Origin of the sequence: Daejeonella sp., assembly GCF_044342615.1 — a bacterium.
Taxonomy (GTDB): Bacteria; Bacteroidota; Bacteroidia; order Sphingobacteriales; family Sphingobacteriaceae; genus Daejeonella.
The window spans coordinates 1-20,575 of record NZ_JBIIPN010000018.1 but is presented as its reverse complement, the minus strand read 5'-3'; the positions used below and the strand labels follow the sequence as shown (position 1 = coordinate 20,575).

At 36.0% G+C, this 20,575-nt stretch carries 20 protein-coding genes; all 20 read left to right on the top strand.

Annotated elements, in window-relative coordinates:
• Positions 1-18: 18 nt before the first annotated feature.
• The 20 genes from ACIQ0D_RS02990 (at position 19) to ACIQ0D_RS02895 (ending at position 20,423) form a co-directional block, all read left to right on the top strand.
• Positions 19-1,506, top strand: a complete 1,488-nt coding sequence (locus tag ACIQ0D_RS02990) for a RagB/SusD family nutrient uptake outer membrane protein (RefSeq protein WP_395802974.1) — start codon at positions 19-21, stop codon at positions 1,504-1,506.
• A gap of 23 nt (positions 1,507-1,529) precedes the next feature.
• On the top strand, positions 1,530-3,611 hold the full coding sequence (locus ACIQ0D_RS02985; RefSeq protein ID WP_395802972.1) for a hypothetical protein: 2,082 nt from the start codon (positions 1,530-1,532) through the stop codon (positions 3,609-3,611).
• A 17-nt stretch (positions 3,612-3,628) separates the two neighbouring features.
• Positions 3,629-4,525 carry a PKD domain-containing protein gene (locus ACIQ0D_RS02980; protein WP_395802970.1) on the top strand — a complete coding sequence of 299 codons (897 nt, stop codon included), beginning with the start codon at positions 3,629-3,631 and terminating at the stop codon, positions 4,523-4,525.
• 6 nt (positions 4,526-4,531) lie between these two features.
• Positions 4,532-5,581 (top strand): family 16 glycosylhydrolase, encoded by a 1,050-nt coding sequence (locus ACIQ0D_RS02975; protein ID WP_395802968.1) that lies wholly within the window; start codon positions 4,532-4,534, stop codon positions 5,579-5,581.
• 64 nt (positions 5,582-5,645) lie between these two features.
• Positions 5,646-7,910 carry a beta-glucosidase BglX gene (gene bglX, locus ACIQ0D_RS02970; protein WP_395802966.1) on the top strand — a complete coding sequence of 755 codons (2,265 nt, stop codon included), beginning with the start codon at positions 5,646-5,648 and terminating at the stop codon, positions 7,908-7,910.
• A 214-nt stretch (positions 7,911-8,124) separates the two neighbouring features.
• Positions 8,125-8,943 carry a sulfite exporter TauE/SafE family protein gene (locus ACIQ0D_RS02965; protein ID WP_395802964.1) on the top strand — a complete coding sequence of 273 codons (819 nt, stop codon included), beginning with the start codon at positions 8,125-8,127 and terminating at the stop codon, positions 8,941-8,943.
• A gap of 1 nt (position 8,944) precedes the next feature.
• On the top strand, positions 8,945-9,553 hold the full coding sequence (locus ACIQ0D_RS02960; RefSeq protein WP_395802962.1) for a methyltransferase domain-containing protein: 609 nt from the start codon (positions 8,945-8,947) through the stop codon (positions 9,551-9,553).
• A 150-nt stretch (positions 9,554-9,703) separates the two neighbouring features.
• Entirely contained in the window at positions 9,704-11,101 is a 1,398-nt protein-coding gene (locus tag ACIQ0D_RS02955) for a rhodanese-like domain-containing protein (RefSeq protein WP_395802960.1), read from the top strand.
• A gap of 217 nt (positions 11,102-11,318) precedes the next feature.
• Positions 11,319-12,551, top strand: a complete 1,233-nt coding sequence (locus ACIQ0D_RS02950) for an MFS transporter (protein WP_395802958.1) — start codon at positions 11,319-11,321, stop codon at positions 12,549-12,551.
• A 115-nt stretch (positions 12,552-12,666) separates the two neighbouring features.
• On the top strand, positions 12,667-12,903 hold the full coding sequence (locus ACIQ0D_RS02945; RefSeq protein ID WP_395802956.1) for a hypothetical protein: 237 nt from the start codon (positions 12,667-12,669) through the stop codon (positions 12,901-12,903).
• 25 nt (positions 12,904-12,928) lie between these two features.
• Entirely contained in the window at positions 12,929-13,225 is a 297-nt protein-coding gene (trxA, locus tag ACIQ0D_RS02940) for a thioredoxin (RefSeq protein WP_291400378.1), read from the top strand.
• Between the two features lie 5 nt (positions 13,226-13,230).
• Positions 13,231-13,545 (top strand): rhodanese-like domain-containing protein, encoded by a 315-nt coding sequence (locus tag ACIQ0D_RS02935; protein ID WP_395802954.1) that lies wholly within the window; start codon positions 13,231-13,233, stop codon positions 13,543-13,545.
• 83 nt (positions 13,546-13,628) lie between these two features.
• Positions 13,629-13,874 (top strand): rhodanese-like domain-containing protein, encoded by a 246-nt coding sequence (locus ACIQ0D_RS02930; protein WP_395802952.1) that lies wholly within the window; start codon positions 13,629-13,631, stop codon positions 13,872-13,874.
• Positions 13,875-13,892: 18 nt separating this feature from the next.
• The gene (locus tag ACIQ0D_RS02925) at positions 13,893-14,729 is read left to right on the top strand and encodes a universal stress protein (protein WP_395802950.1); all 837 of its coding nucleotides are present in this window, start codon (positions 13,893-13,895) and stop codon (positions 14,727-14,729) included.
• A 6-nt stretch (positions 14,730-14,735) separates the two neighbouring features.
• Complete coding sequence (locus ACIQ0D_RS02920) at positions 14,736-15,293, top strand: YeeE/YedE family protein (RefSeq protein WP_395802948.1); 558 nt, start codon at positions 14,736-14,738, stop codon at positions 15,291-15,293.
• 3 nt (positions 15,294-15,296) lie between these two features.
• Complete coding sequence (locus tag ACIQ0D_RS02915) at positions 15,297-15,710, top strand: DUF6691 family protein (RefSeq protein ID WP_395802946.1); 414 nt, start codon at positions 15,297-15,299, stop codon at positions 15,708-15,710.
• An 11-nt stretch (positions 15,711-15,721) separates the two neighbouring features.
• Entirely contained in the window at positions 15,722-16,795 is a 1,074-nt protein-coding gene (locus ACIQ0D_RS02910; RefSeq protein ID WP_395802945.1) for a c-type cytochrome, read from the top strand.
• A 27-nt stretch (positions 16,796-16,822) separates the two neighbouring features.
• The gene (locus ACIQ0D_RS02905) at positions 16,823-18,511 is read left to right on the top strand and encodes a 5'-nucleotidase C-terminal domain-containing protein (protein WP_395802943.1); all 1,689 of its coding nucleotides are present in this window, start codon (positions 16,823-16,825) and stop codon (positions 18,509-18,511) included.
• Positions 18,512-18,522: 11 nt separating this feature from the next.
• On the top strand, positions 18,523-18,957 hold the full coding sequence (locus tag ACIQ0D_RS02900; RefSeq protein ID WP_395802941.1) for a DsrE family protein: 435 nt from the start codon (positions 18,523-18,525) through the stop codon (positions 18,955-18,957).
• Between the two features lie 35 nt (positions 18,958-18,992).
• Positions 18,993-20,423 (top strand): OprD family outer membrane porin, encoded by a 1,431-nt coding sequence (locus tag ACIQ0D_RS02895; RefSeq protein ID WP_395802939.1) that lies wholly within the window; start codon positions 18,993-18,995, stop codon positions 20,421-20,423.
• The last annotated feature ends 152 nt before the right edge of the window (positions 20,424-20,575 follow it).

Below are 20,575 nucleotides of genomic sequence, written 5' to 3'. Positions count from 1 at the left end.
TCTTAAAAGAGCGTTCAAATGAAAAATTATAAATATTTCATCAGTTTATTCCTAGTTGTAAGTATTGCAACGGGATGTGAAAAGTTTGTTGATTATGATCCTAAAGAGGATTTTCAAATTACTGCAGACACCTACTTAACAAATGAAGATGATTACCAAAAAATGGTTATTGGTACTTATTCTCCCTTACAATGGCTATGGGCTAATCCAGTAATCGGTGATATTGCATCAGATAATTCAGTTTCTGGAGGGGAAAATGCTACCGATCAAATTGGTTTTCAGCAAATTGACGATTATCAAGCAAATAGTAGCAATGCTAATCTTACAGAAGCATGGAGAGCATGTTACGAAGGTATTAACCGTGCTAACTACTTACATGAAAATAAAAACAAGCTTAGTTTTGTAGGTAAAGATGCTTTGTATGGTCAGGTTTACTTCTTAAGGGCATATTATTATTTTGAATTAGTAAGAATGTTTGGTGATGTGCCTTTGTTTGTTGATAAGAGACTTTCAGTTTCTGACTCAAAAAAATATTCTAGAGCGCCTAAAGCAGATGTTTACAAACAAATTGAACTTGATTTAACAAATGCAATTGCAGTTCTTCCAAATGTAAATGTAGAAAAGGGTAGAGCGACTAAGTTTGCCGCTCAGGCGCTTTTAGGTAAGGTATTGCTATACCAAGGGAAATTTGACGCCGCTGCAACAATGCTTGAAAATGTGGTAAATGGTCCTTTTAGTCTTGTTCCAAACTTTGGCAACATTTTCTTACAGGCTGGCGAGAATGGCCCTGAGTCTGTTTTTGAAATTCAATATTCAAATGCTAGTCCTTTTTATGATTGGTCAAATCCGGGAAGAGGTCAAGGGAACTTAGCAGTTCAAATTTGTGGTATTCGAAACTTAACAGGAACTAGCCCTTATTCTTCTGGTTGGAGTACAAACTTGCCAACTAAAAACCTTGCGGATGCTTATGCTGTTGGTGATACTAGAAAGGCAGTTACTGTATTAGATATTGAAGCGTATAAAACTGCAAACCCTTCATTTAATATTACTTATACCGTTGCACCTTATAAAAATACTGGTTTATATAATCAAAAATATATGCCAAGATTAGGTGAAACTTCTGGCCAAGTAGAGCTTAATTATTTAAATAACTTTAGAACCATTCGTTATGCAGATGTATTGCTAATGGCTGCTGAAGCAAATAATAGAGCAACAAATACACCAAACGACTCAAAAGCTCAAACCTACTTGAACAGAGTTCGTAAGCGTGCATTTGGAGATGATCTTCATGAAATAAAAACCACAGGTACAGCTCTTCGTCAGGCAATTTGGGATGAAAGAAGATTAGAACTAGCCATGGAAGGTGATCGTTTCTTTGATCTTGTAAGAACAGGACAAGCAGCAGCAAAAATCACGGGTTTTACAGTAGGTAAAAATGAAATATTCCCTATTCCTATACAAGAGGTGGATATTTCAGGTTTAAAACAAAATCCAGGATATAATTAAGCACACATTTTAAATTAAGAATCATGAATTCATTTAAATATATTTTCAGCCTTGCCATTTTATTGGCAGTATTGGGATCCTGCCAAAAGGAGAATTTTGATGATATTTCCTTCTTGGAAACTTCAGGCTCTCCTGCGCAAATCTCAGCTTTTTTCGATATTACACAAGATAATACAGGACTTGTTACCATCACTCCAAATGGAGAGGGAGCATCTACATTCGATGTCTTTTTTGGACACGGAGCATCTACTCCCGCAAAGGTGGAAGCTGGTAAGAGCGTTCAACGTATCTATCCTGAAGGAGTATACAATGTTAAAATTATTGGATACGGAATAACTGGAAAAATAACCGAGAAGGTTATACCGTTAACAGTTTCTTTCAAGGCTCCAGAAGATTTAAAGGTTGTTGCTGCTCTAGATGCTGGAAACATCTTTAAAATTAATGTATCTGCAACAGCGAAATATGAAACTGTTTTTAAGGTTTACTTTGGCGAAGTAGCTAATGAAGTTCCAAAATCTTTTATAGAAGGCGAAACTATTAGTCATACTTATACCAAAGTGGGAACATATGCGCTAAAAGTTGTTGCTTTAAGTGGTGGTGTTGCAAGTACAACGTATAATCAAACGGTTACTATTGTTAATCCGATCTTGATACCAGTAGATTTTGAATCTCCAACACTTGATTATGCGTTCATTAACTTTGATGGGGGTAACTCAACTGTACTTGATAATCCTCATAAAACAGCAGGTAACCCAAGTAATAAAGTTACTAAAATGGTTAAAGGCGCTGGTCAGCCATGGGGTGGTAGTGTGCTAAAACTTGGTGCTAACATCGACTTTTCTGCTAACAAAGTTTTCAGAATGAAGGTTTACTCTCCTCGTGTTGGTGCAAAAGTTTTATTAAAGGTGGAAAATTCTTCTGATTCAAATCAAGCTTTTGAAAAGGAAGTAACAACTACTGTTGCTAACGAGTGGGTTGATTTAGTATTTGATTATAGTGCTATTAATACTTCAAATACTTACCAGAATTTAGTTGTTATTTTCGATTTAGGTACCGTTGGTGATGGTTCATCAAACTTCACATTCTATTTTGATGATATCCGTCTTCAAAAAAATCTACCAGCAAGTTTAAGTCAGATTAAATTGCCAGTAAACTTTGAAGGAGAGACTGTTGATTATACAGTAACTGATTTCGGTAATAACTCAACAGTTAATGGAACAGATCCTGTAAATGTTACCAATAAAGTTAAGGTTACTACTAAACCTAATGGTGCCGAAACTTGGGCAGGTACAACTATTGGTACAGGTGATGGTTTTGCAACTAAAATTCCAATTACTGCAAGTGCTACCAAAATGAGCGTTAAAGTTTACTCACCTGCAATTGGTATTCCAGTAAGATTGAAAATTGAAGATAGTAATGATGGTGGTAAGTCTGTAGAGACACAAGTTGTAACCACAAAAGCGAATGAATGGGAAACTTTAGTTTTCGATTTCACAAACCATGCAACGGGTACAGCTGCTTTAAATCTTGCATTTAATTTTAATAAGGCTTCTATCTTCTTCGATTTTGGTAATTCTGGTTCAGGTAAGGTTTTCTATTGGGACGATGTTCAAATGGTAGCTAGCGATAGCGGTGTATTAGGACTGCCTCTTGATTTTCAATCTTTAACTCTAAATTATGATTTCATTAATTTTGATGGTGGTAATTTAACTGTAGCCAATAATCCAGCAGTTGGCGGAATTAATGGTTCTTCAAAAGTTGCTAAAATGGTGAAAGGTGCTGGCCAACCTTGGGGTGGTTCCATATTAAAGTTACCAAACCCAATTGATTTCTCTGTAAATAAAACATTTACAGTAAAAGTTTATTCTCCACGTGTGGGTGCAAAAATGCTTTTGAAAGTTGAAAATAAATCGGATGCCAATGTTAATTTCGAAAAAGAAGTTGTAACCACTAAAGCGAATGCTTGGGAGACTTTAACTTTCGATTACAGTGCGATTAGTTCTGTTGCGCTTTATCATAACCTTGTTTTCATCTTTGATCTTGGAACTCCAGGTGATGGCTCAGCCAACTATACTTTTTACTTTGATGATGTAACACTCAATTAATCTTAAAATTAATGATCATGAAAAAATTCATAAATAAATTAAATATTGTTCTTCTGATTGTATTTTTGAGTGCTAGCGCATGTACGAAAGAGGAATATTCTTTTGGTGATTTATCAGCACCAGCTCAGCTAACTCTTCAAACAGTTATTCAGGGAGTAAATGCCTCAAATTTAAATGGTGACGGTACTGGAAAAGTATCTGTAACACTTGCCTCAAGCAATACAATCAATTATAAGGTTGATTTTGGTGATGGGCAAACTCAAATGTTATCTCCGGGAACAGTCGTGTACAAATACACTACTCCTGGTACTAACGAATTCACAATCACCGTTAACGCAATTGGTAAAGGTGGTACCACATCTACAATAAGCAAGAAAATTAAAGTGTTTGTTGCATTTGAAATTCCTTCCGCCATTATTGCTGGTTTAACAGGTGGAACATCAAAGGTTTGGGTTACAGATAATGGCGCTGATGCACACTTCGGTGTTGGTCCGTCTGCATCTTTCTTTCCAGATTGGTACACGGCAAAGCCAAATGAGCGTGATCCGGAAATGTATAATGATGAGATTACATTTACCAAAGATGCTAATAATAACATTAATATGATAGTGGATAATAAAGGACTAACTTTCATGATTGGTGCCGCTACTAGCTATTATGGATTTTCAGGTGGTGACGGTAATTATGCGCTTAATACAGGTGGTTCCAAAAAATTAATTTTTATGGATGCTACTTCTGCTAGTACAACTGCTAACTCTACTAGAATTCAGTTTACAGTACCAGGAAATGGAATTATAAACGCAGGTGTGGGAAGTACTACATACGAGATTTTGTCTGTTTCTGCAACAAAAATGAACTTGAGAACAATTGGTGCTGATGGAAATGCATGGTACCAAAAACTTAAAGTTAAATAAGGGAATATGAAATTCTATAAAATCCTGACTAGTCTATTTTTTGTTTATTTCCTATTTATAGGTTGTAAAAAAGCTGGTGCAGATAGTGTTGCAGAACTTTTACCGACAAATCTTTTTATTTCTGCTAATGTAAGTGTTGATGGTAGTGGAACTGTGGTATTTACTGCCACAGCCACAAATGCTGTTTCTTATGCTTTTGAATTTGGAAATGGACAGGTTAGAACGGTGCCATCAGGGGTAACAACTTATCAATATACCACTACCGGAAACAATACATATACGGTGAAGGTAACTGCAACAGGAAGCTCAGGTGCCATTATTACTAAATCGGCGCAAATACAAGTGTATGTTAAAGCACCAGGTAATGAACTACTTTGGGCCGATGAGTTCAATGTAGCAGGTGCGCCTGATCCTACGAAGTGGAAATACGATATCGGTACAGGTTCTGGTGGTTGGGGTAATCAAGAATTACAATATTACACTGATCGTGCTGATAATTCGATTATAAGTAATGGATCTTTAAAAATCACTGCAAAAAGGGAAAATTTTATGGGTATGGGCTTTACTTCAGCACGCTTATTAACTCAAGATAAATTTGCCTTTAAATATGGTAAAATTGAAGTAAAAGCCAAACTTCCTGCAGGTGTTGGTACCTGGCCGGCAGTTTGGATGCTTGGTAATAATATCAAATCTGTAGGATGGCCAGCTTGTGGTGAAATCGATATTGTAGAACATCGTGGTAGTGAGCTAAATAAAATTTTTGGAACTCTTCATTATCCTGGGCGTTCGGGTGGTAGTGCTAATGGAAGTACAAAAATAATTTCTAATGCCACAACAGAATTTCATATTTATACTGTTGAATGGTATGCCGATGCCATTAAAATTTATGTTGATAATCAGCTTTATCATAGTGTAGCAAACTCTTCAAATATTCCATTTAACCATGAGTTCTTTCTTTTAGCTAATCTTGCTATTGGCGGGACTTTTGCTGGTGCTGTTGACCCAAACTTCAATAGCGCAACTATGGAAATTGACTACATCCGAATTTATAAATAACCAATTCAATAATCCTTGAATAAAGCGCCATTTTTTGGCGCTTTATTTATTTTCTCTTTCCCAAATGAAAAATTTTAACGCCGTGTTACGGCTACTTTTCACTTTTATCGTTTTGCCGCTATTTACTTTTGCGCAACCAGCATCCAAAAAAAGTGAAATTGATAAAAAAGTTGAAACGCTTTTGAAAAAAATGACCCTCGAAGAAAAGGTTGGTCAGATGAATCAATATAATGGTTTTTGGGAAATAACTGGTCCCGCACCCAAAGAAGGAAATGCCAAATTAAAATATGAGCATCTCAAACAAGGATTGGTAGGCTCAGTTTTGAATGTAAAAGGCGTTGAAAATGTTAGGAAAATCCAGGAAATTGTAGTTAATGAATCTCGTTTAGGTATCCCTCTTCTTTTTGGATTTGATGTAATTCACGGTCATAAAACATTATTTCCTATTCCTCTTGCCGAATCAGCAAGCTGGGATCTACAAGCTATTGAAAAGTCGGCTCGTGTTGCTGCCATTGAAGCGTCTGCTGTTGGTATTAACTGGACCTTTGCTCCAATGGTGGATATTTCAAGAGATGCCCGCTGGGGTAGAGTAATGGAAGGGGCTGGTGAAGACCCTTATCTAGGGTCTAAAATTGCTGTAGCCCGTGTTAAGGGCTTCCAGGGCGATGATCTCTCTGCTAATAATACAATTGCTGCAACTGTGAAACATATGGCTGGCTATGGCTTCGCTGAGGCCGGTAAAGATTATAATACAGTAGATGTAGGTACATCTACGCTTTATAATGTGATATTCCCTCCATTTAAAGCTGCTGTTGATAATGATGTGAAAACAGTGATGAACTCCTTTAATGTGTTAAATGGAATTCCTGCAACAGCTAATAAGTTTCTTCAAAGGGATATCTTGAAATCTAAATGGAACTTTGGTGGTTTTATCGTATCTGATTGGGGATCTGGTTTTGAAATGATTGATCATGGCTTCTCCGAAAATTTAGCGCATGTTGCTGAACAATCTGCCAACGCTGGCTCCGATATGGACATGGAATCTTATGCTTATGTTACTCATCTTAAATCTTTAGTTGAATCGGGTAAAGTATCCATGGCTGTAATTGATGATGCTGTAAGAAGAATCCTTAAGGTTAAATTTGAGCTAGGCTTATTTGATGATCCTTACAGGTATTGTAATCCTGAAAATGAAAAAAATCTAATTTATCACCCTGATCATATTGCAGCCACCCTAGATATGGCTAAAAAATCAATCGTTCTTCTTAAAAATGAAAAACAACTTTTGCCACTTTCTAAAAACCAGAAGAAAATTGCTGTAATTGGTGCCCTTGCAGATGATAAAAATAGTCCGCTAGGTAATTGGCGCGTAGGCTCTGATGATTTTTCGGCTGTTTCTGTTATTGAGGGACTAAAAAAATACACCAATGAATTTACTTATGCCAAAGGTGCTGATCTAGTATTAGGTCCAGTGAGCTTTATTGATGAAGTTAAAATCAATAATTCGGATACTAGCGGATTTAAAAATGCTATCGATGCTGCCAGAAATTCTGAGGTCGTTATTATGGTTCTTGGAGAGCATGGTTTTCAATCTGGCGAAGGTAGAAGCAGGGCAAATTTAGATCTTCCGGGTGTTCAACAACAATTATTAGAAGAAGTTTATAAAGTCAATAAAAACATTGTTCTTGTATTAATGAATGGTCGCCCTCTTATTCTAAATTGGGCAGATAAACATATTCCCGCAATTCTAGAGACTTGGCAATTGGGTACACAATCGGGTAATGCCATTGCAGAGGTATTGTTTGGGGATTATAATCCGAGTGGTAAATTACCTATGACCTTCCCAAGGCACTTGGGACAGCTTCCAATTTATTATAATTATTTCAGTACTGGCCGACCAGGCCCTAAGCCTGAAGTGTTTTGGTCGCATTATACGGATGAAGTGAACCAACCGCTGTATCCTTTTGGTTATGGATTAAGTTATACCGAATTTAACTATTCAAATCTAAAGGTTGATGCTAGCAATTCATCTCAAATAAAGGTTTCTGTAAGCGTAAAAAACAATGGTAAATATGTAGGTGAAGAAGTTGCACAACTTTATATTAGAGATAAAATTTCTTCTACAGTAAGGCCTGTAAAAGAATTAAAAGGGTTCCAAAAGTTTAGTCTTAATCTAGGGCAAACCAAAGAATTGCAATTTGTCTTAACGGATACTGAATTAGGCTTTTACGACGGCGAAGGTAAATTTATAGTCGAAAATGGTGAATTTGAAGTTATGGTTGGGACAAATTCAGAGGATTTACTTAAAACCACTTTCACCAAAAAATAGGAATTATAACATACCTGTTATTCTTTTATTTGAACCCGATTATGGTTGTTTTTGACAATAATCGGGTTTTTTATTGTCTAAAATTAACCCTAATTCCTTCTTTATTGTTTATCTTGACCCTTCTAGAGCCAATTAATTTGATAAAATCAAATGTAACTTTTGTAACCATAATTAATTTTTAGATACATGACCTTTGTAAGCAAATAAAAAAATTATGGAAATATTAGGTTATCTTCTTGCTGTTCTTGTTGGTGTTTCACTAGGCTTAATTGGTAGCGGTGGTTCTATTCTTACAGTGCCAATCTTAGTTTATGTAATGGGTGTAAATCCCATCCTGGCAACTGCTTACTCATTATTTATAGTTGGTTCAACGGCTTTGGTTGGAGGGGTGCAAAGTGCGCTACAAAAACGTGCCGACTTTAAAACTGTATTTATTTTTGGTATTCCATCAATCGCTGCAGTTTATGTAACTCGTATGTGGCTGGTACCTTTAATTCCTGCCGAATTGTTTACAATCGGGTCACTCGTTATCACAAAATCAATAGGTATCATGGTGCTCTTTGCTATCGTGATGATTCTCGCTTCGGTAAGTATGATTAAACCGGGTAAAAAAACAGCTGATGATGAGGAAACTCAAATGCAATATAACTATCCATTGATCTTGTTGGAAGGTACAGTAGTTGGTTTACTTACCGGATTAGTTGGTGCTGGTGGTGGATTTTTGATAATTCCAGCTCTGGTAATTCTTGCTCGTATGCCTATGAAATTGGCGGTTGGGACTTCACTCTTTATTATTGCCGCTAAATCTTTAATCGGTTTTATCGGCGATTTACAAGGTGCGCAAATTATCGATTGGACCTTATTAGGAACCTTTACAGGTTTAGCTGGAATCGGTATTTTTATAGGAATTTATCTTTCTAAAAAGATTAGTGGCGAAAAATTAAAGAAGTCTTTCGGCTGGTTTGTACTCATCATGGGTATTTATATTTTCGTAAAAGAATTATTCTTCCCGAGTACTGGAGGAGGCCACTAATATGGAAAATAGTCTAAATAATGCGCCTAAAGACCTAGGTCAAAACTTTTGGAATGATCAATACATTGCTCAAAGTACTGGCTGGGATTTGGGACAAGTATCACCACCGCTAAAAGCATATATTGATCAGATCACTGATAAAAATATTAAAATATTAATTCCAGGATGTGGCAATTCTTACGAAGCTGAATATCTTCTGGAACAAGGTTTTAATAATGTTAATCTAATTGATATCGCTCCAGAATTGGTACAACGTTTGAAGACAAAATTTAAATCAAACTCACATATAAACATTATTTTGGGAGATTTCTTTGAACATGATGGTGAATATGATTTGATTCTTGAGCAGACTTTTTTCTGCGCATTAGATCCCATACTCCGTAAAAACTATGTTGAGAAAATGGCAAATCTTTTAAACAATGGCGGCAAAATTGCCGGACTACTATTTTCTAGAATTTTTGAAATAGCTGGTCCTCCTTTTGGAGGTACAAGAGAAGAATATCAAGAATTATTTAAAGAGAAATTTGATTTCAAAGTTTTTGATGCTTGTTATAATTCATTCGAAAAGAGGTCAGGGAGCGAGCTTTTTGTGGTTTTAGTAAAAAAATGAGATTGATCACTATCAATTGTAACCTATGTTACCAATCTCTACAATAAATCTCTAGATATTTGTATAACAATTTTAATAATACTATTTAACCGGAATTAAAACCGGTAATAATGAACCGAATAATTTTAATAACCTTTAAACCCAAATATTATGTTTTTTCAACACATTTATGATAAGAGTCTTGCACAGGCAAGTTATTTTATTGGCTGCCAAAAAGCTGGTGTAGCTGCAGTAATTGATCCGAAACGTGATGTGGATACGTACTTAGAAATTGCTAAGGCGAATAATATGACCATCACACATATTTTCGAAACGCATATTCATGCTGATTTTCTTGCTGGTTCTCGTGAGTTGGCTAAATTAACTGGTGCAGAAATGTATCTTTCTGATGAAGGTGGTGAAGGTTGGGAATACGAATTTAAGCATCATGGCTTAAAAGATGGTGATGAGGTTAAAATTGGTAACCTTACTATCGAAGTATTACATACTCCTGGTCACACGCCAGAAAGTATCAGCTTTTTGCTAACAGATAACCCTGCTACTAAAGAGCCTGTGATGTTATTTACCGGCGACTTCGTATTTGTGGGTGATATCGGTCGCCCAGATTTATTAGAAAAAGCTGCTGGATTAACTGGAACAATGGATGCTGGTGCAAAGGAAATGTACAAGTCGATCAATAAATTCTCATCTCTTCCTGAGTATATTCAGGTATGGCCAGGTCATGGTGCAGGTTCTGCATGTGGTAAAGCGCTTGGGGCTGTGCCTAGTACAACCGTTGGTTATGAGAAGGTGAGAAACTGGGCTTTCCAATACCAAAATGATGAAAAAGGTTTCGTTCAATATCTTTTAGCTGATCAACCTGAACCTCCTAAGTATTTTGCAATGATGAAAAGTCTGAATAAGATTGATCGTCCATTGTTAACTGAAGTGCCTACACTTAAAAAATTAAGTGCGGCTGATTTGAAAGATGCGATGGCTAAAGGCATGAAAGTTCTTGACGCTAGAGATAAAGTTGAATTTGCAGCAGGCTTTATTCCTGGAACAATGAATATTCAAGGTAATAACTCCTTCGCTACTTGGGCTGGATGGTTCCTAAAATATGATGAGCAATTTATCATTTTAGCCGATGAGTCTAAATTAGATGATTTGACAAGAAAATTGATGCGTATCGGATTGGATAATATCTATGGTTATGTGCCTTCAACGTCTGTTTGGACTGAAACAGGTGGCAAATTAGAAAAGGCTAATGTTTTATCCCTTGAAGAAGCTAAAAAATTGATGCAAGAGGATATACAAATTGTGGATTTAAGAGGTGTAGCTGAATATAATTCTGGACATATCGCTCATGCCGACAATGTTTTTGTAGGTACTCTACCTCAAAATCTGGATAAAATCAGTAAAGATAAGAAAGTGCTTATCCACTGTCAAGGTGGTGATAGAGCTGCAATTGGATATTCAATTCTTGTTAAAGAAGGATTTACCAATATCTCAAATTACTCTGGAGGTATCAATGAATGGGTAAATAAAGGCGAACCTTTGGTGTCTTAAGTAAAGCCCCCTCAAACTATTGAAAAAGCTGCCAAATTATTTTGGCAGCTTTTTTTGTAGGTAACATTTGTTGCAAAATAAGGACTCATGTTTAGCGATTTTTGTGTGTTTTCTCATGAATATTGAAGAGATTTAAACTAGACCTTTAACAGAAGGCGTATATAAATTTGCCCCTATTATTTGTTTTTACCATTATTTTTTCGTATATTAAATTTGTATGCAAGGCCTAAAAGAAAATAAATATCAATTTGCTCTACTTGTATTGGTAAATGCCTTTGTAGGCGCTATGATTGGTTTAGAACGTTCTATTATGCCTGGTTTTGGTAATGTAGAATTCGGTCTGAGTGCCAATGCAGCTTTAATGTCTTTTATAATCGCATTCGGAATTAGTAAATCACTCAGTAATTACGCCGTTTCTCAACTCAGCAAAAAGTTTAATCGTAAAACTATTCTGATTATAGGCTGGCTCTTCGCGCTACCCGTGCCTTTCATGCTCATGTATGCTCCCAATTGGAATTGGGTTATTGCGGCTAATATATTATTGGGTATAAACCAGGGACTAGCATGGAGCTCTACCGTGATCATGAAAATTGATCTAGTGGGCGGAAAAAATCGTGGCTTAGCCATGGGTATCAATGAATTCGCGGGTTATCTTTCTGTAGGTCTTGCTGCTTGGTTGGCTAGTTCAATAGCTGCAGATTATGGATATGCTTATTTCCCTTTTATTCCAGGGATATTATTCGCTTTTGGCGGATTATTATTAACAATATTTCTAGTAAAAGATACCACACATTTCGTTCAAACAGAAAGTCTGACAAGTAAGTTTCCTCTTTTTGAAAATGTATGGAAGGAAACAAGCTGGAAACACCAGAACTTAGGATCCGTTAGCTTAAATGGCTTGGTAAATAATCTAAATGATGGGGTAGTTTGGGGTTTACTGCCCATGTTATTGATTCAGAGGGGTTTTAGCATTACACAGATAGGTATTATTGCTGCTATTTATCCAGCAGTTTGGGGCATATCTCAACTTTTTACCGGTAAATTGGGTGATACACACTGCAAAAAGCAAATTATTACCGCCGGAATGTTAGTCCAAGCAATCGCTATTTTAGTTATTGCCCTCGCTTCTACTTTGCCATTTTTAATTCTTGCCTCCATTCTTCTAGGCTTAGGAACGGCTTTAGTGTATCCCAATTTCCTTTCTGTTATCGCCGAAGGAACCCATCCTAAACAACGTGCTCAAAGCTTAAGTATTTTCCGTCTTTGGCGTGATAGTGGCTATGTTATTGGAGCAATTCTGAGTGGTTTCCTTGCAGATATATTTGGAATAAGTCAGGCATTATATATTGTATCAGCGATTACCGCTATCGCTGGAATGATTGCCAATCATAGGATGTGCTGCACCACAAAAACTTTTTGGAAAAGTGATTATTGCGTGCCTACATACTAATCAAGCCTAAATTCTTCTTAAAATCTTGTCTTTTTCATTTGTAACCTTTGTTACCAATAAACGAAATCTTAGGCATTACCTTTGTATAAGTTTTAAATAAATGAGGGCTAAAAACATGAAAGATGTATTGTTAAATAATTGGAATATCGTTCGATTTCTACGCCTTGGAATTGGTTTAGCCATTATTGTACAAGCAATAGTTGCTAAGGATATGTTATTCGGCTTGGCAGGATTACTTTTTACAGGTATGGCTCTTTTTAATGCTGCATGCTGTGGTGTTGGAGGATGCGCTACGCCAACTCCTTCAAAAAAATCTGATTCAAAGGAAATATCTTACGAAGAGGTAGTTTAATTTAAAAGCTTTAAAAAATATAGACATGACATTTAATGAATTAATACAATCTGATAAGCCAGTGCTTGTGGATTTTTTCGCTGAGTGGTGTGGACCATGTAAAGTAATGGCTCCAATTTTAAAGGAAGTAAAACAGGAAGTGGGCGATGCGGCTAGTATTTTAAAAGTAGACGTGGATAAAAACCCGCAAGCTGCTGCCGAATATCAAGTACAAGGTGTTCCAACCTTAATCCTTTTTAAGAAGGGTGAGGTTTTATGGCGCCAAAGTGGGGTAGTACCTAAAAACGGTTTGGTAGGTGTTATTAACAAATTCTCAATCTAAATTTTATGTTAAATTTTTTTAAAAAATTATTTGGTGCATCAGAAAAACCAGATTTAAATGCACTTATTGAGGAAGGTGCTTTCCTAGTCGATGTTCGTAGTCCGCAAGAATTTGCACAATCAAAAGTAAAAGGATCGGTGAATATTCCACTCGATAGCATTTCTAGACAACTAGGTAAATTCAAAGATAAAAAGCATATAATCGTATTCTGTCGCAGTGGAAATAGAAGCTCACAAGCAAAATCAATTCTTCAAAGAAATGGTTTTACCAATGTTGTTAATGGTGGAACCGCAGGGAATGTAAATCAATTTGTAAAATAAATTTAGCGCATCAATTGTAAAACTATTATTCATTAATGATATAATATTTTTCAATAAGCTAAAGCATTAAAAAACTATTTATTATGAAATCAATTATTGTAGACGTAAGATCAGTAGACGAATTTAACATGGATGGCCATGCTCCATGCAGTGTAAATTATCCCCTAGATCAATTGGAAAGCCACATCGATGAATTACGTGGATTTGATGAAATTATCATGGTTTGCAGAAGTGGCAATCGTGTGAATATGGCCATGGCTATGCTTGCGGCAAATGGCATCACTAATGTGATTAATAAAGGCCCTTGGCAAAATATAGATTGTAATTAAACTCATAAACCTATTGATATGGAACGTTTAAAAATATTAATTCCTACCGATTTTTCTGTCCAAGCTGAATTTGCCTACCTAATGGTGAAAAAATTGGAAGAGAAAATTGAAACCGATATTCATTTTCTACATGTATTAAATGTGCCGGATACCGTTACGATGTATGCTAAAGGAGAGATTCAAACTTGCGGCGAAATTGATGTGAACTATGTTTTAAAGCAAAAGGAAATTTCTTTGAGAAAGCTTGAAAATTTGAAAACCCTTTATGGTAATCAAATTAATGTTCATTTAGTGCTAGGAAAAACTACGGATGCTATTCTTAACTTCTCTAATGTCAATGCCTTCGATCTAATTGTAATGGGTAACAAAGGAGCAAGCGGAATAAAAGAAATTGTTTCAGGTACAGAAGCTCAGGTTATTGCTCGTAAGGCTCAAATTCCCTTGCTTTCATTGATGTGTGATCGTTCAGATCTTCAAATTGAAAACATATTGCTTGTGCATAACTTTAGTAATCCTAAAAAAGAAGGATTAACTTTATTAAATAAATTGATTAAAGCTTTTAATACAAAAGTGCATTTGTTGCAAATCACTTCTGGTCAGGTAGACGCAGAAAAGGCTAAAGTTGAGGCAGATATGAACTTGTTTGCCCAGTTGAATGGTATTGATAATTATGCATGCCATTTAATTAATGATAAAGACGTGGAAAATGGGGTTGTTCATTTTAATCAAATGAATGATATGGACCTTGTATGTATCGGAACTCATGGTAAGGGAGGCTTGTTTCATCAAAGTGCAACCGAAAAGCTCATTAATCATCTTTTTAAACCAATTATCTCATTTCATCTATCAAAATAAAAACAAATGATTGAATTTATTACACAACCCTGGTCTTGGTGGTTTTCCGGACTAATGATTTCGGGAATTATGTTTTTCCTTTTATTTTTCGGACAGTCTTTCGGGTTTTCATCTAATCTTAGAACAATTTGCGCTGCTGCGGGACTAGGAAAAACGAATAAGTTTTTTGACTTTAACTGGCGTGGCCAAATTTGGAATATCGTATTTCTTATTGGAGCTGTTTTAGGTGGTTTCTTAACCAAGCAGTTTCTTGATACCGGTGCTCCTGTTCAGATTTCACAAGAAACAATTCAAGATTTATCCAAATTGGGTATTTCTGAACCTGATTCTTTACAACCTATTGAAATTTTTGGCACTGATGCCATGTTCTCCCTTAAAGGATTTTTAATTCTTGCATTTGCCGGATTAATGGTTGGTTTTGGCTCTCGCTATGCGGGTGGGTGTACGTCAGGACATGCAATTTCTGGTCTGTCGGACCTTCAATTCCCATCTCTAATAGCTGTAATTGGCTTTTTTCTAGGTGGTTTAATTATGACTTTTTTAATTATGCCTTTAATATTTTAAACGATGAAATTAATTAAATTCCTTCTCTTAGGTATAGTATTTGGTGTCGTTATGACCAAATCTGAAGCTGTTTCTTGGTTTAGAATTCAGGAAATGTTCCGTTTTCAAGCTTTCCACATGTATGGTATCATTGGCACGGCTGTAACATTAGGGGTAGCGGGTGTTGCACTAATAAAAAAATTTAAAATCCGTGATTTTTCTGGCAATCCAATTTTGTTTAGCCCGAAAGATAAATCCGTTTACCGCTATTTAATTGGGGGTACTATTTTCGGATTGGGTTGGGCACTTGGTGGTGCTTGTCCTGGACCGATGGTTGTTAACATTGGTTATGGTTACTGGGCGATGGCAATTGTATTTTTCTTTGCCCTTGTTGGCACGTATTTATATGGCGTATTAAAAAGTAAATTACCTCATTAAAATTGTAACTTATGTCTGAGAAGCAGGACGATAAAAATTTATTAAACGACTTATTTTCAGTAATTAATAAACTCATCCTAGCGATAGTTTTATTGATTGTAGTAATGATTGCTATCCCAATAGGATACTATATCAGCAGACTGCCTGAAAGTCCGGATGTAACCGTGGAAGAAATCCCAGCCACTATTGCGGAGGTAAAGGCAATTGTTCAAGAATTTTGGATTGCTCCTGAGACTAGTACCATTAGCGATGCGGCCGAGAAAGAAAATGTGGAATATGGCAAGGAATTAATTGCTCATACCGCAAAATACTTAGGACCTAATGGTTCTGTGATGCAAATAAGTAATGGCATGAATTGCCAAAATTGTCATTTACAAGCTGGCACCGCTGTTTTTGGAAATAATTATGGCTCCGTTGCTTCTCTCTATCCTAAATTTAGAGCGCGAAGTGGTGGTGTTGAAGATATTGAAAAAAGGGTAAACGACTGCTTTGAAAGGAGCTTAAATGGTTCTGCTTTGGATACTAAATCTAAAGAAATGAAGGCCATTGTAGCCTACATCAATTTCTTAGGTTCCAATGTTCCCAAAGGTGAAAAGGCAGCTGGTTCTGGCTTTAAAGATCTGGCTTTTTTGGATAGAGCAGCTGATCCGCTAAAGGGAAAAGAGGTCTATACTTTAAAATGTGTAAGCTGCCACCAAGCGGATGGTTCTGGCGTACTTAATCCTGATAAATTGGAATATACTTTTCCACCACTTTGGGGTAAGAATAGTTATAATGATGGTGCAGGTCTTTACCGTATTTCCAACTTTGCCAAATATGTAAAATACAATATGCCTATCGGTGCAACGCATGATAATCCTCAATTAACGGATGAAGAGGCTTGGGATATTGCGGCCTATGTTAATTCACAAACACGCCCTCACATCAATGTGCCTAAAGATTGGCCTGATAAATCAAAAAAACCTATCGATCATCCTTTTGGTCCTTATGCGGATAAGTTTTCTGAAGAACAACATAAATTCGGACCATTTAAGCCAATTGCCGAAGAGAAAAAGAAATTAGAAGAAGCTGAAAAATCAAAGTAAAATAGATTCTGACTCAAAAATTAATTTATGGAGAATAATAGAAGAGGTTTTTTAAAGAAAGTGGGTGCAATTGGCGCTGGGACTGCCCTAGCTACCGTAAATCCAATTCTTTCATTTGCTGATGAAAATGTAGAAAATACGCTTAATCAAGAAGGTGATTCTGAGTTTACCATTTCTATTTTGCAAACTACAGATGTTCATTGTCAGGTTCATCCACATGATGAACTTTTTTGGGAAAATGAACAATCAGTTTTTCGTAAAACAGGCGGCTATGCTCATCTTGCCACCTATTTGAAAAAAGAAAAGAAAAATAATCCAGATACATTCATCATTGATACAGGTGATATGTTTCAAGGCAGCGAGCTTTCAGTAAAAACAAGTGGTAAAGCCATGATTCCTGTATTAAATGAGCTTGGCTACGATCTTTACCTTCCTGGCAATTGGGAGGTTATCTACTATAAAAAAGCAATGCAAACCTTACTAGGGTCTTTAAATGCGCCTAAAGTTTGTGCTAATATGTATCATGATCTTGGTGATGGTAAAAGAGGGGAACTTATTTTTCAACCTTATCACATCTGGAATGTGAGGGGTGTAAAAATCGGGTTTATTGGTTATACCGACCCCTTAGTGCCTGTTAGACAGTCGCCAAGCTATAGTAAAGGCATAATTTATACCAAACCTGAAGAAAATTTAGCTCATTATGTAGATGTTTTACGTAACCAGGAGCAATGTGTTTATGTGTTCATGTTATCTCATTTGGGTCTTTCTCAACAAATTCATATTGCTAATCTTCCAGAGTGTGAAGGGGTTGATTATATCTTGGGCGGTGATACGCATGAGCGTGTTCGCAAACCTATTCAATGTAAATATTCTAAAGTAGTTGAACCCGGTGCATTTGGTTCTTTTGTTGGGAAACTTGAACTCAAAATTAAGGATGGCAAGGTTGTTCAAGACGATTATACTTTAGTTGAAATTGATTCAAAAAAATATAAAGCGGATAAAAATATTAGTCGCCTGATAAAAGAAAATGAAGTCCCTTTTGAAGGCGATATCAATACCATCGCTGGATATAGTACCATTCCTCTTTACCGTTATTTTGTGATCGAAAATACCATTGATACGCTAATTTTGGATGCCTTGAAATGGAAAATTAAAGAGGCTGATATCGTTCTTTCAAATGGTTTTAGATTCTGTCCGCCAAATGCTACCCCCGACGAAACAGGAAATATTCCAATTACTAATGGCTATATCTTTGATATGTTGCCAGTGGATAGCGTGGTAAGAACTGGCTCTGTAAATGGAAAGCAAATTGCAGACTGGTTGGAAAAAGAGTTGAACAATGTTTTTGCCGAAGATGCATCACAGCGCTTAGGCGGATGGGTTATTAAATTTAAAGGAATGAAAATTACTTTCAATGCCTTTGCTCCGAACGGTAAGCGTGTACAAAGCGTGGAAGTGGGTGCTAAGCCTTTGGATATGAGTAAAGTATACCGTATCTGTGCATGTGAGCGTGAAGGTGATCCTTTAGATATGCTATGCAGAATGAGAGGTGTTTCTAATGCAAGTAATACACCTTTTACATTACACTCTGTGTTAAAAGATTATTTAAAGGTAAATTCACCGGTAACTCCTGAGCCACCAATGTCTGCGAAAGTACTAGATGCTCCGCAAAAATTGCTTACACAGGTTACTGGAGTAGATTATCAATTTCACTAATTTGTATTAACATGAAAAAAATTCTTCTTCTAGCTCTTTTATTTGTTGCTTCAATTGGCCTAAATGCCCAAACTAAAAATGATCAAAAGGAATCTGAAACGTTTCAGGGACTCAAAATTGTTTTTCAGCTCACTTCAGCAGATACGTTAATTCATCAAAATTTAATGAACCAACTGAAGAATTATTGGAGTGTGGCACCTGACACCAAATTTGAGGTGGTATGCCATAGTGGTGGATTAAACATGTTAGTGAAAAAGAACTCTGTTGTACAGAAAGACATAAAAATGTATGCAGACAAGGGTGTAAGTTTCTTAGCTTGTGAGTTTGCCATGAAGAAGAGAGGCGTCAGCAAAGAAGAGTTGGTGGAAGGATCAAATACCGTACTTTCTGGAGTTCTAGAAATAGCCAAAAAACAACAAGAGGGCTGGAGCTATATTAAATTATAAGTCCGAATTCTGCCTTCTTAATTAAATCAATTTAAATGAAATCATTTTTCTATCTGGCATTGCTATGCCTTCTTTTTTCTACTATTAGTGAGGTAAAAGCACAACATCAAGACGTGAATGAACGTCCTGAAATGTATAAAGGTAAATCCACAAATTCAGTCGATAGCAGCTCTATCCTTGGTGCTTTTAAGGGCGGTAATGTTCAAGGCCATTTCAGGTATTTCTTTATGAATACTATTAATGAAGGTAATTTAACCGATTATTATGCCAATGCTGCTGGTGGTGGTTTAAGATTCGAAACGGCTAAATTTCATAACTTCCAATTTGCAATTAGTGGTTTTTATATTTTTAATATTGGATCATCAGATATGAGCAAACCAGACCCTATTAGTGGTCAAGCAAACCGTTATGAAATTGGTTTATTTGAACTGGAAGATCCTCATAATAAGTCGGATATAGATCGTTTAGAAGAGTTTTATCTTAAATATAACTTTAAAAAATCGTCTGTTATTTTTGGAAAACAATTGCTAAATACACCATTTATTAATCTTCAAGATGGTAGAATGAGGCCAACGGGAGTTGAAGGAATCTGGGCTGAACTTAATGAAATAAAAGGTGTAAAAATGGAGGGAGGATGGATTTATTCGATTTCTCCACGTAGCACAACTGAATGGTTTCCCATAGGTGAATCGATCGGTATATATTCTACAGGATTAAATCCTGATGGTACACCTTCTCAGTATGCTAATAAGATTGAAAGTAGTGGTGTCGGACTTTTCGCATTGAAAACTAATTTATCGAAACATTTGAAGATTCAAATTTGGGATATGTACACCCAAAATGTCTTTAATACCGCTTTGCTGCAATCTGATTTTTCGATTCCTCTTAAGAATAAAACTAATTTGATTGTTGCAGGTCAGCTTATTAAGCAACATGCTATAAATGATGGAGGAAATCATAATCAATCGGCAAGCTATTTCCAAAAAAATGGAGAATCTCTAAGTTTTGGTGCTAAAATTGCATTACAAAGTAAAGATTGGGAAGCCTCACTAAATTACAATCGTATCACTTCTGAAGGTCGTTATTTAGTGCCAAGAGAGTGGGGTCGTGATCCTTTCTTCACCTTTTTACCCCGTGAGCGAAATGAAGGATTTGGCGATTTACACGCAATAATGGCCAAAATAGATTATAAAGTTCCTCAAACAAGATTTAAAACATCTATTGCTGCCGGATACTATAAATTACCTGATGTCAAAAATTATACTTTAAATAAATACGGATTTCCATCATATTCTCAAATTAATACGGATTTTAGATATACCTTTGACAAGGGATTAAAAGGTCTTGAAGCTCAGCTTCTTTTGGTAGCAAAGATTAATGCTGGCGAAACCTATGGAAATAGTAAAATGGTGATTAATAAAGTCAATATGTTTCAATCTAATTTTGTTTTAAACTTTCATTTCTAATGATAGCCAATTTAGATAAGCTCAATAGCATTTTTGAACCTCAATTAATTCAGGAAATACAGCAGTTTGGTATTTTTCAAACTTTCAATGAGGGCGACTTAATCATGGACTATGGCAAATATGTTCGTATGATGCCCATCGTTTTGAAAGGT

Excerpts from the sequence above, each read along its gene's own strand:
- ACIQ0D_RS02990 (WP_395802974.1), top strand. The coding sequence starts at position 19 with ATGAAAAATTATAAATATTTCATCAGTTTATTCCTAGTTGTAAGTATT.
- ACIQ0D_RS02985 (WP_395802972.1), top strand. The coding sequence starts at position 1,530 with ATGAATTCATTTAAATATATTTTCAGCCTTGCCATTTTATTGGCAGTA.
- ACIQ0D_RS02980 (WP_395802970.1), top strand. The coding sequence starts at position 3,629 with ATGAAAAAATTCATAAATAAATTAAATATTGTTCTTCTGATTGTATTT.
- ACIQ0D_RS02975 (WP_395802968.1), top strand. The coding sequence starts at position 4,532 with ATGAAATTCTATAAAATCCTGACTAGTCTATTTTTTGTTTATTTCCTA.
- bglX (WP_395802966.1), top strand. The coding sequence starts at position 5,646 with ATGAAAAATTTTAACGCCGTGTTACGGCTACTTTTCACTTTTATCGTT.
- ACIQ0D_RS02965 (WP_395802964.1), top strand. The coding sequence starts at position 8,125 with ATGGAAATATTAGGTTATCTTCTTGCTGTTCTTGTTGGTGTTTCACTA.
- ACIQ0D_RS02960 (WP_395802962.1), top strand. The coding sequence starts at position 8,945 with ATGGAAAATAGTCTAAATAATGCGCCTAAAGACCTAGGTCAAAACTTT.
- ACIQ0D_RS02955 (WP_395802960.1), top strand. The coding sequence starts at position 9,704 with ATGTTTTTTCAACACATTTATGATAAGAGTCTTGCACAGGCAAGTTAT.
- ACIQ0D_RS02950 (WP_395802958.1), top strand. The coding sequence starts at position 11,319 with ATGCAAGGCCTAAAAGAAAATAAATATCAATTTGCTCTACTTGTATTG.
- ACIQ0D_RS02945 (WP_395802956.1), top strand. The coding sequence starts at position 12,667 with ATGAAAGATGTATTGTTAAATAATTGGAATATCGTTCGATTTCTACGC.
- trxA (WP_291400378.1), top strand. The coding sequence starts at position 12,929 with ATGACATTTAATGAATTAATACAATCTGATAAGCCAGTGCTTGTGGAT.
- ACIQ0D_RS02935 (WP_395802954.1), top strand. The coding sequence starts at position 13,231 with ATGTTAAATTTTTTTAAAAAATTATTTGGTGCATCAGAAAAACCAGAT.
- ACIQ0D_RS02930 (WP_395802952.1), top strand. The coding sequence starts at position 13,629 with ATGAAATCAATTATTGTAGACGTAAGATCAGTAGACGAATTTAACATG.
- ACIQ0D_RS02925 (WP_395802950.1), top strand. The coding sequence starts at position 13,893 with ATGGAACGTTTAAAAATATTAATTCCTACCGATTTTTCTGTCCAAGCT.
- ACIQ0D_RS02920 (WP_395802948.1), top strand. The coding sequence starts at position 14,736 with ATGATTGAATTTATTACACAACCCTGGTCTTGGTGGTTTTCCGGACTA.
- ACIQ0D_RS02915 (WP_395802946.1), top strand. The coding sequence starts at position 15,297 with ATGAAATTAATTAAATTCCTTCTCTTAGGTATAGTATTTGGTGTCGTT.
- ACIQ0D_RS02910 (WP_395802945.1), top strand. The coding sequence starts at position 15,722 with ATGTCTGAGAAGCAGGACGATAAAAATTTATTAAACGACTTATTTTCA.
- ACIQ0D_RS02905 (WP_395802943.1), top strand. The coding sequence starts at position 16,823 with ATGGAGAATAATAGAAGAGGTTTTTTAAAGAAAGTGGGTGCAATTGGC.
- ACIQ0D_RS02900 (WP_395802941.1), top strand. The coding sequence starts at position 18,523 with ATGAAAAAAATTCTTCTTCTAGCTCTTTTATTTGTTGCTTCAATTGGC.
- ACIQ0D_RS02895 (WP_395802939.1), top strand. The coding sequence starts at position 18,993 with ATGAAATCATTTTTCTATCTGGCATTGCTATGCCTTCTTTTTTCTACT.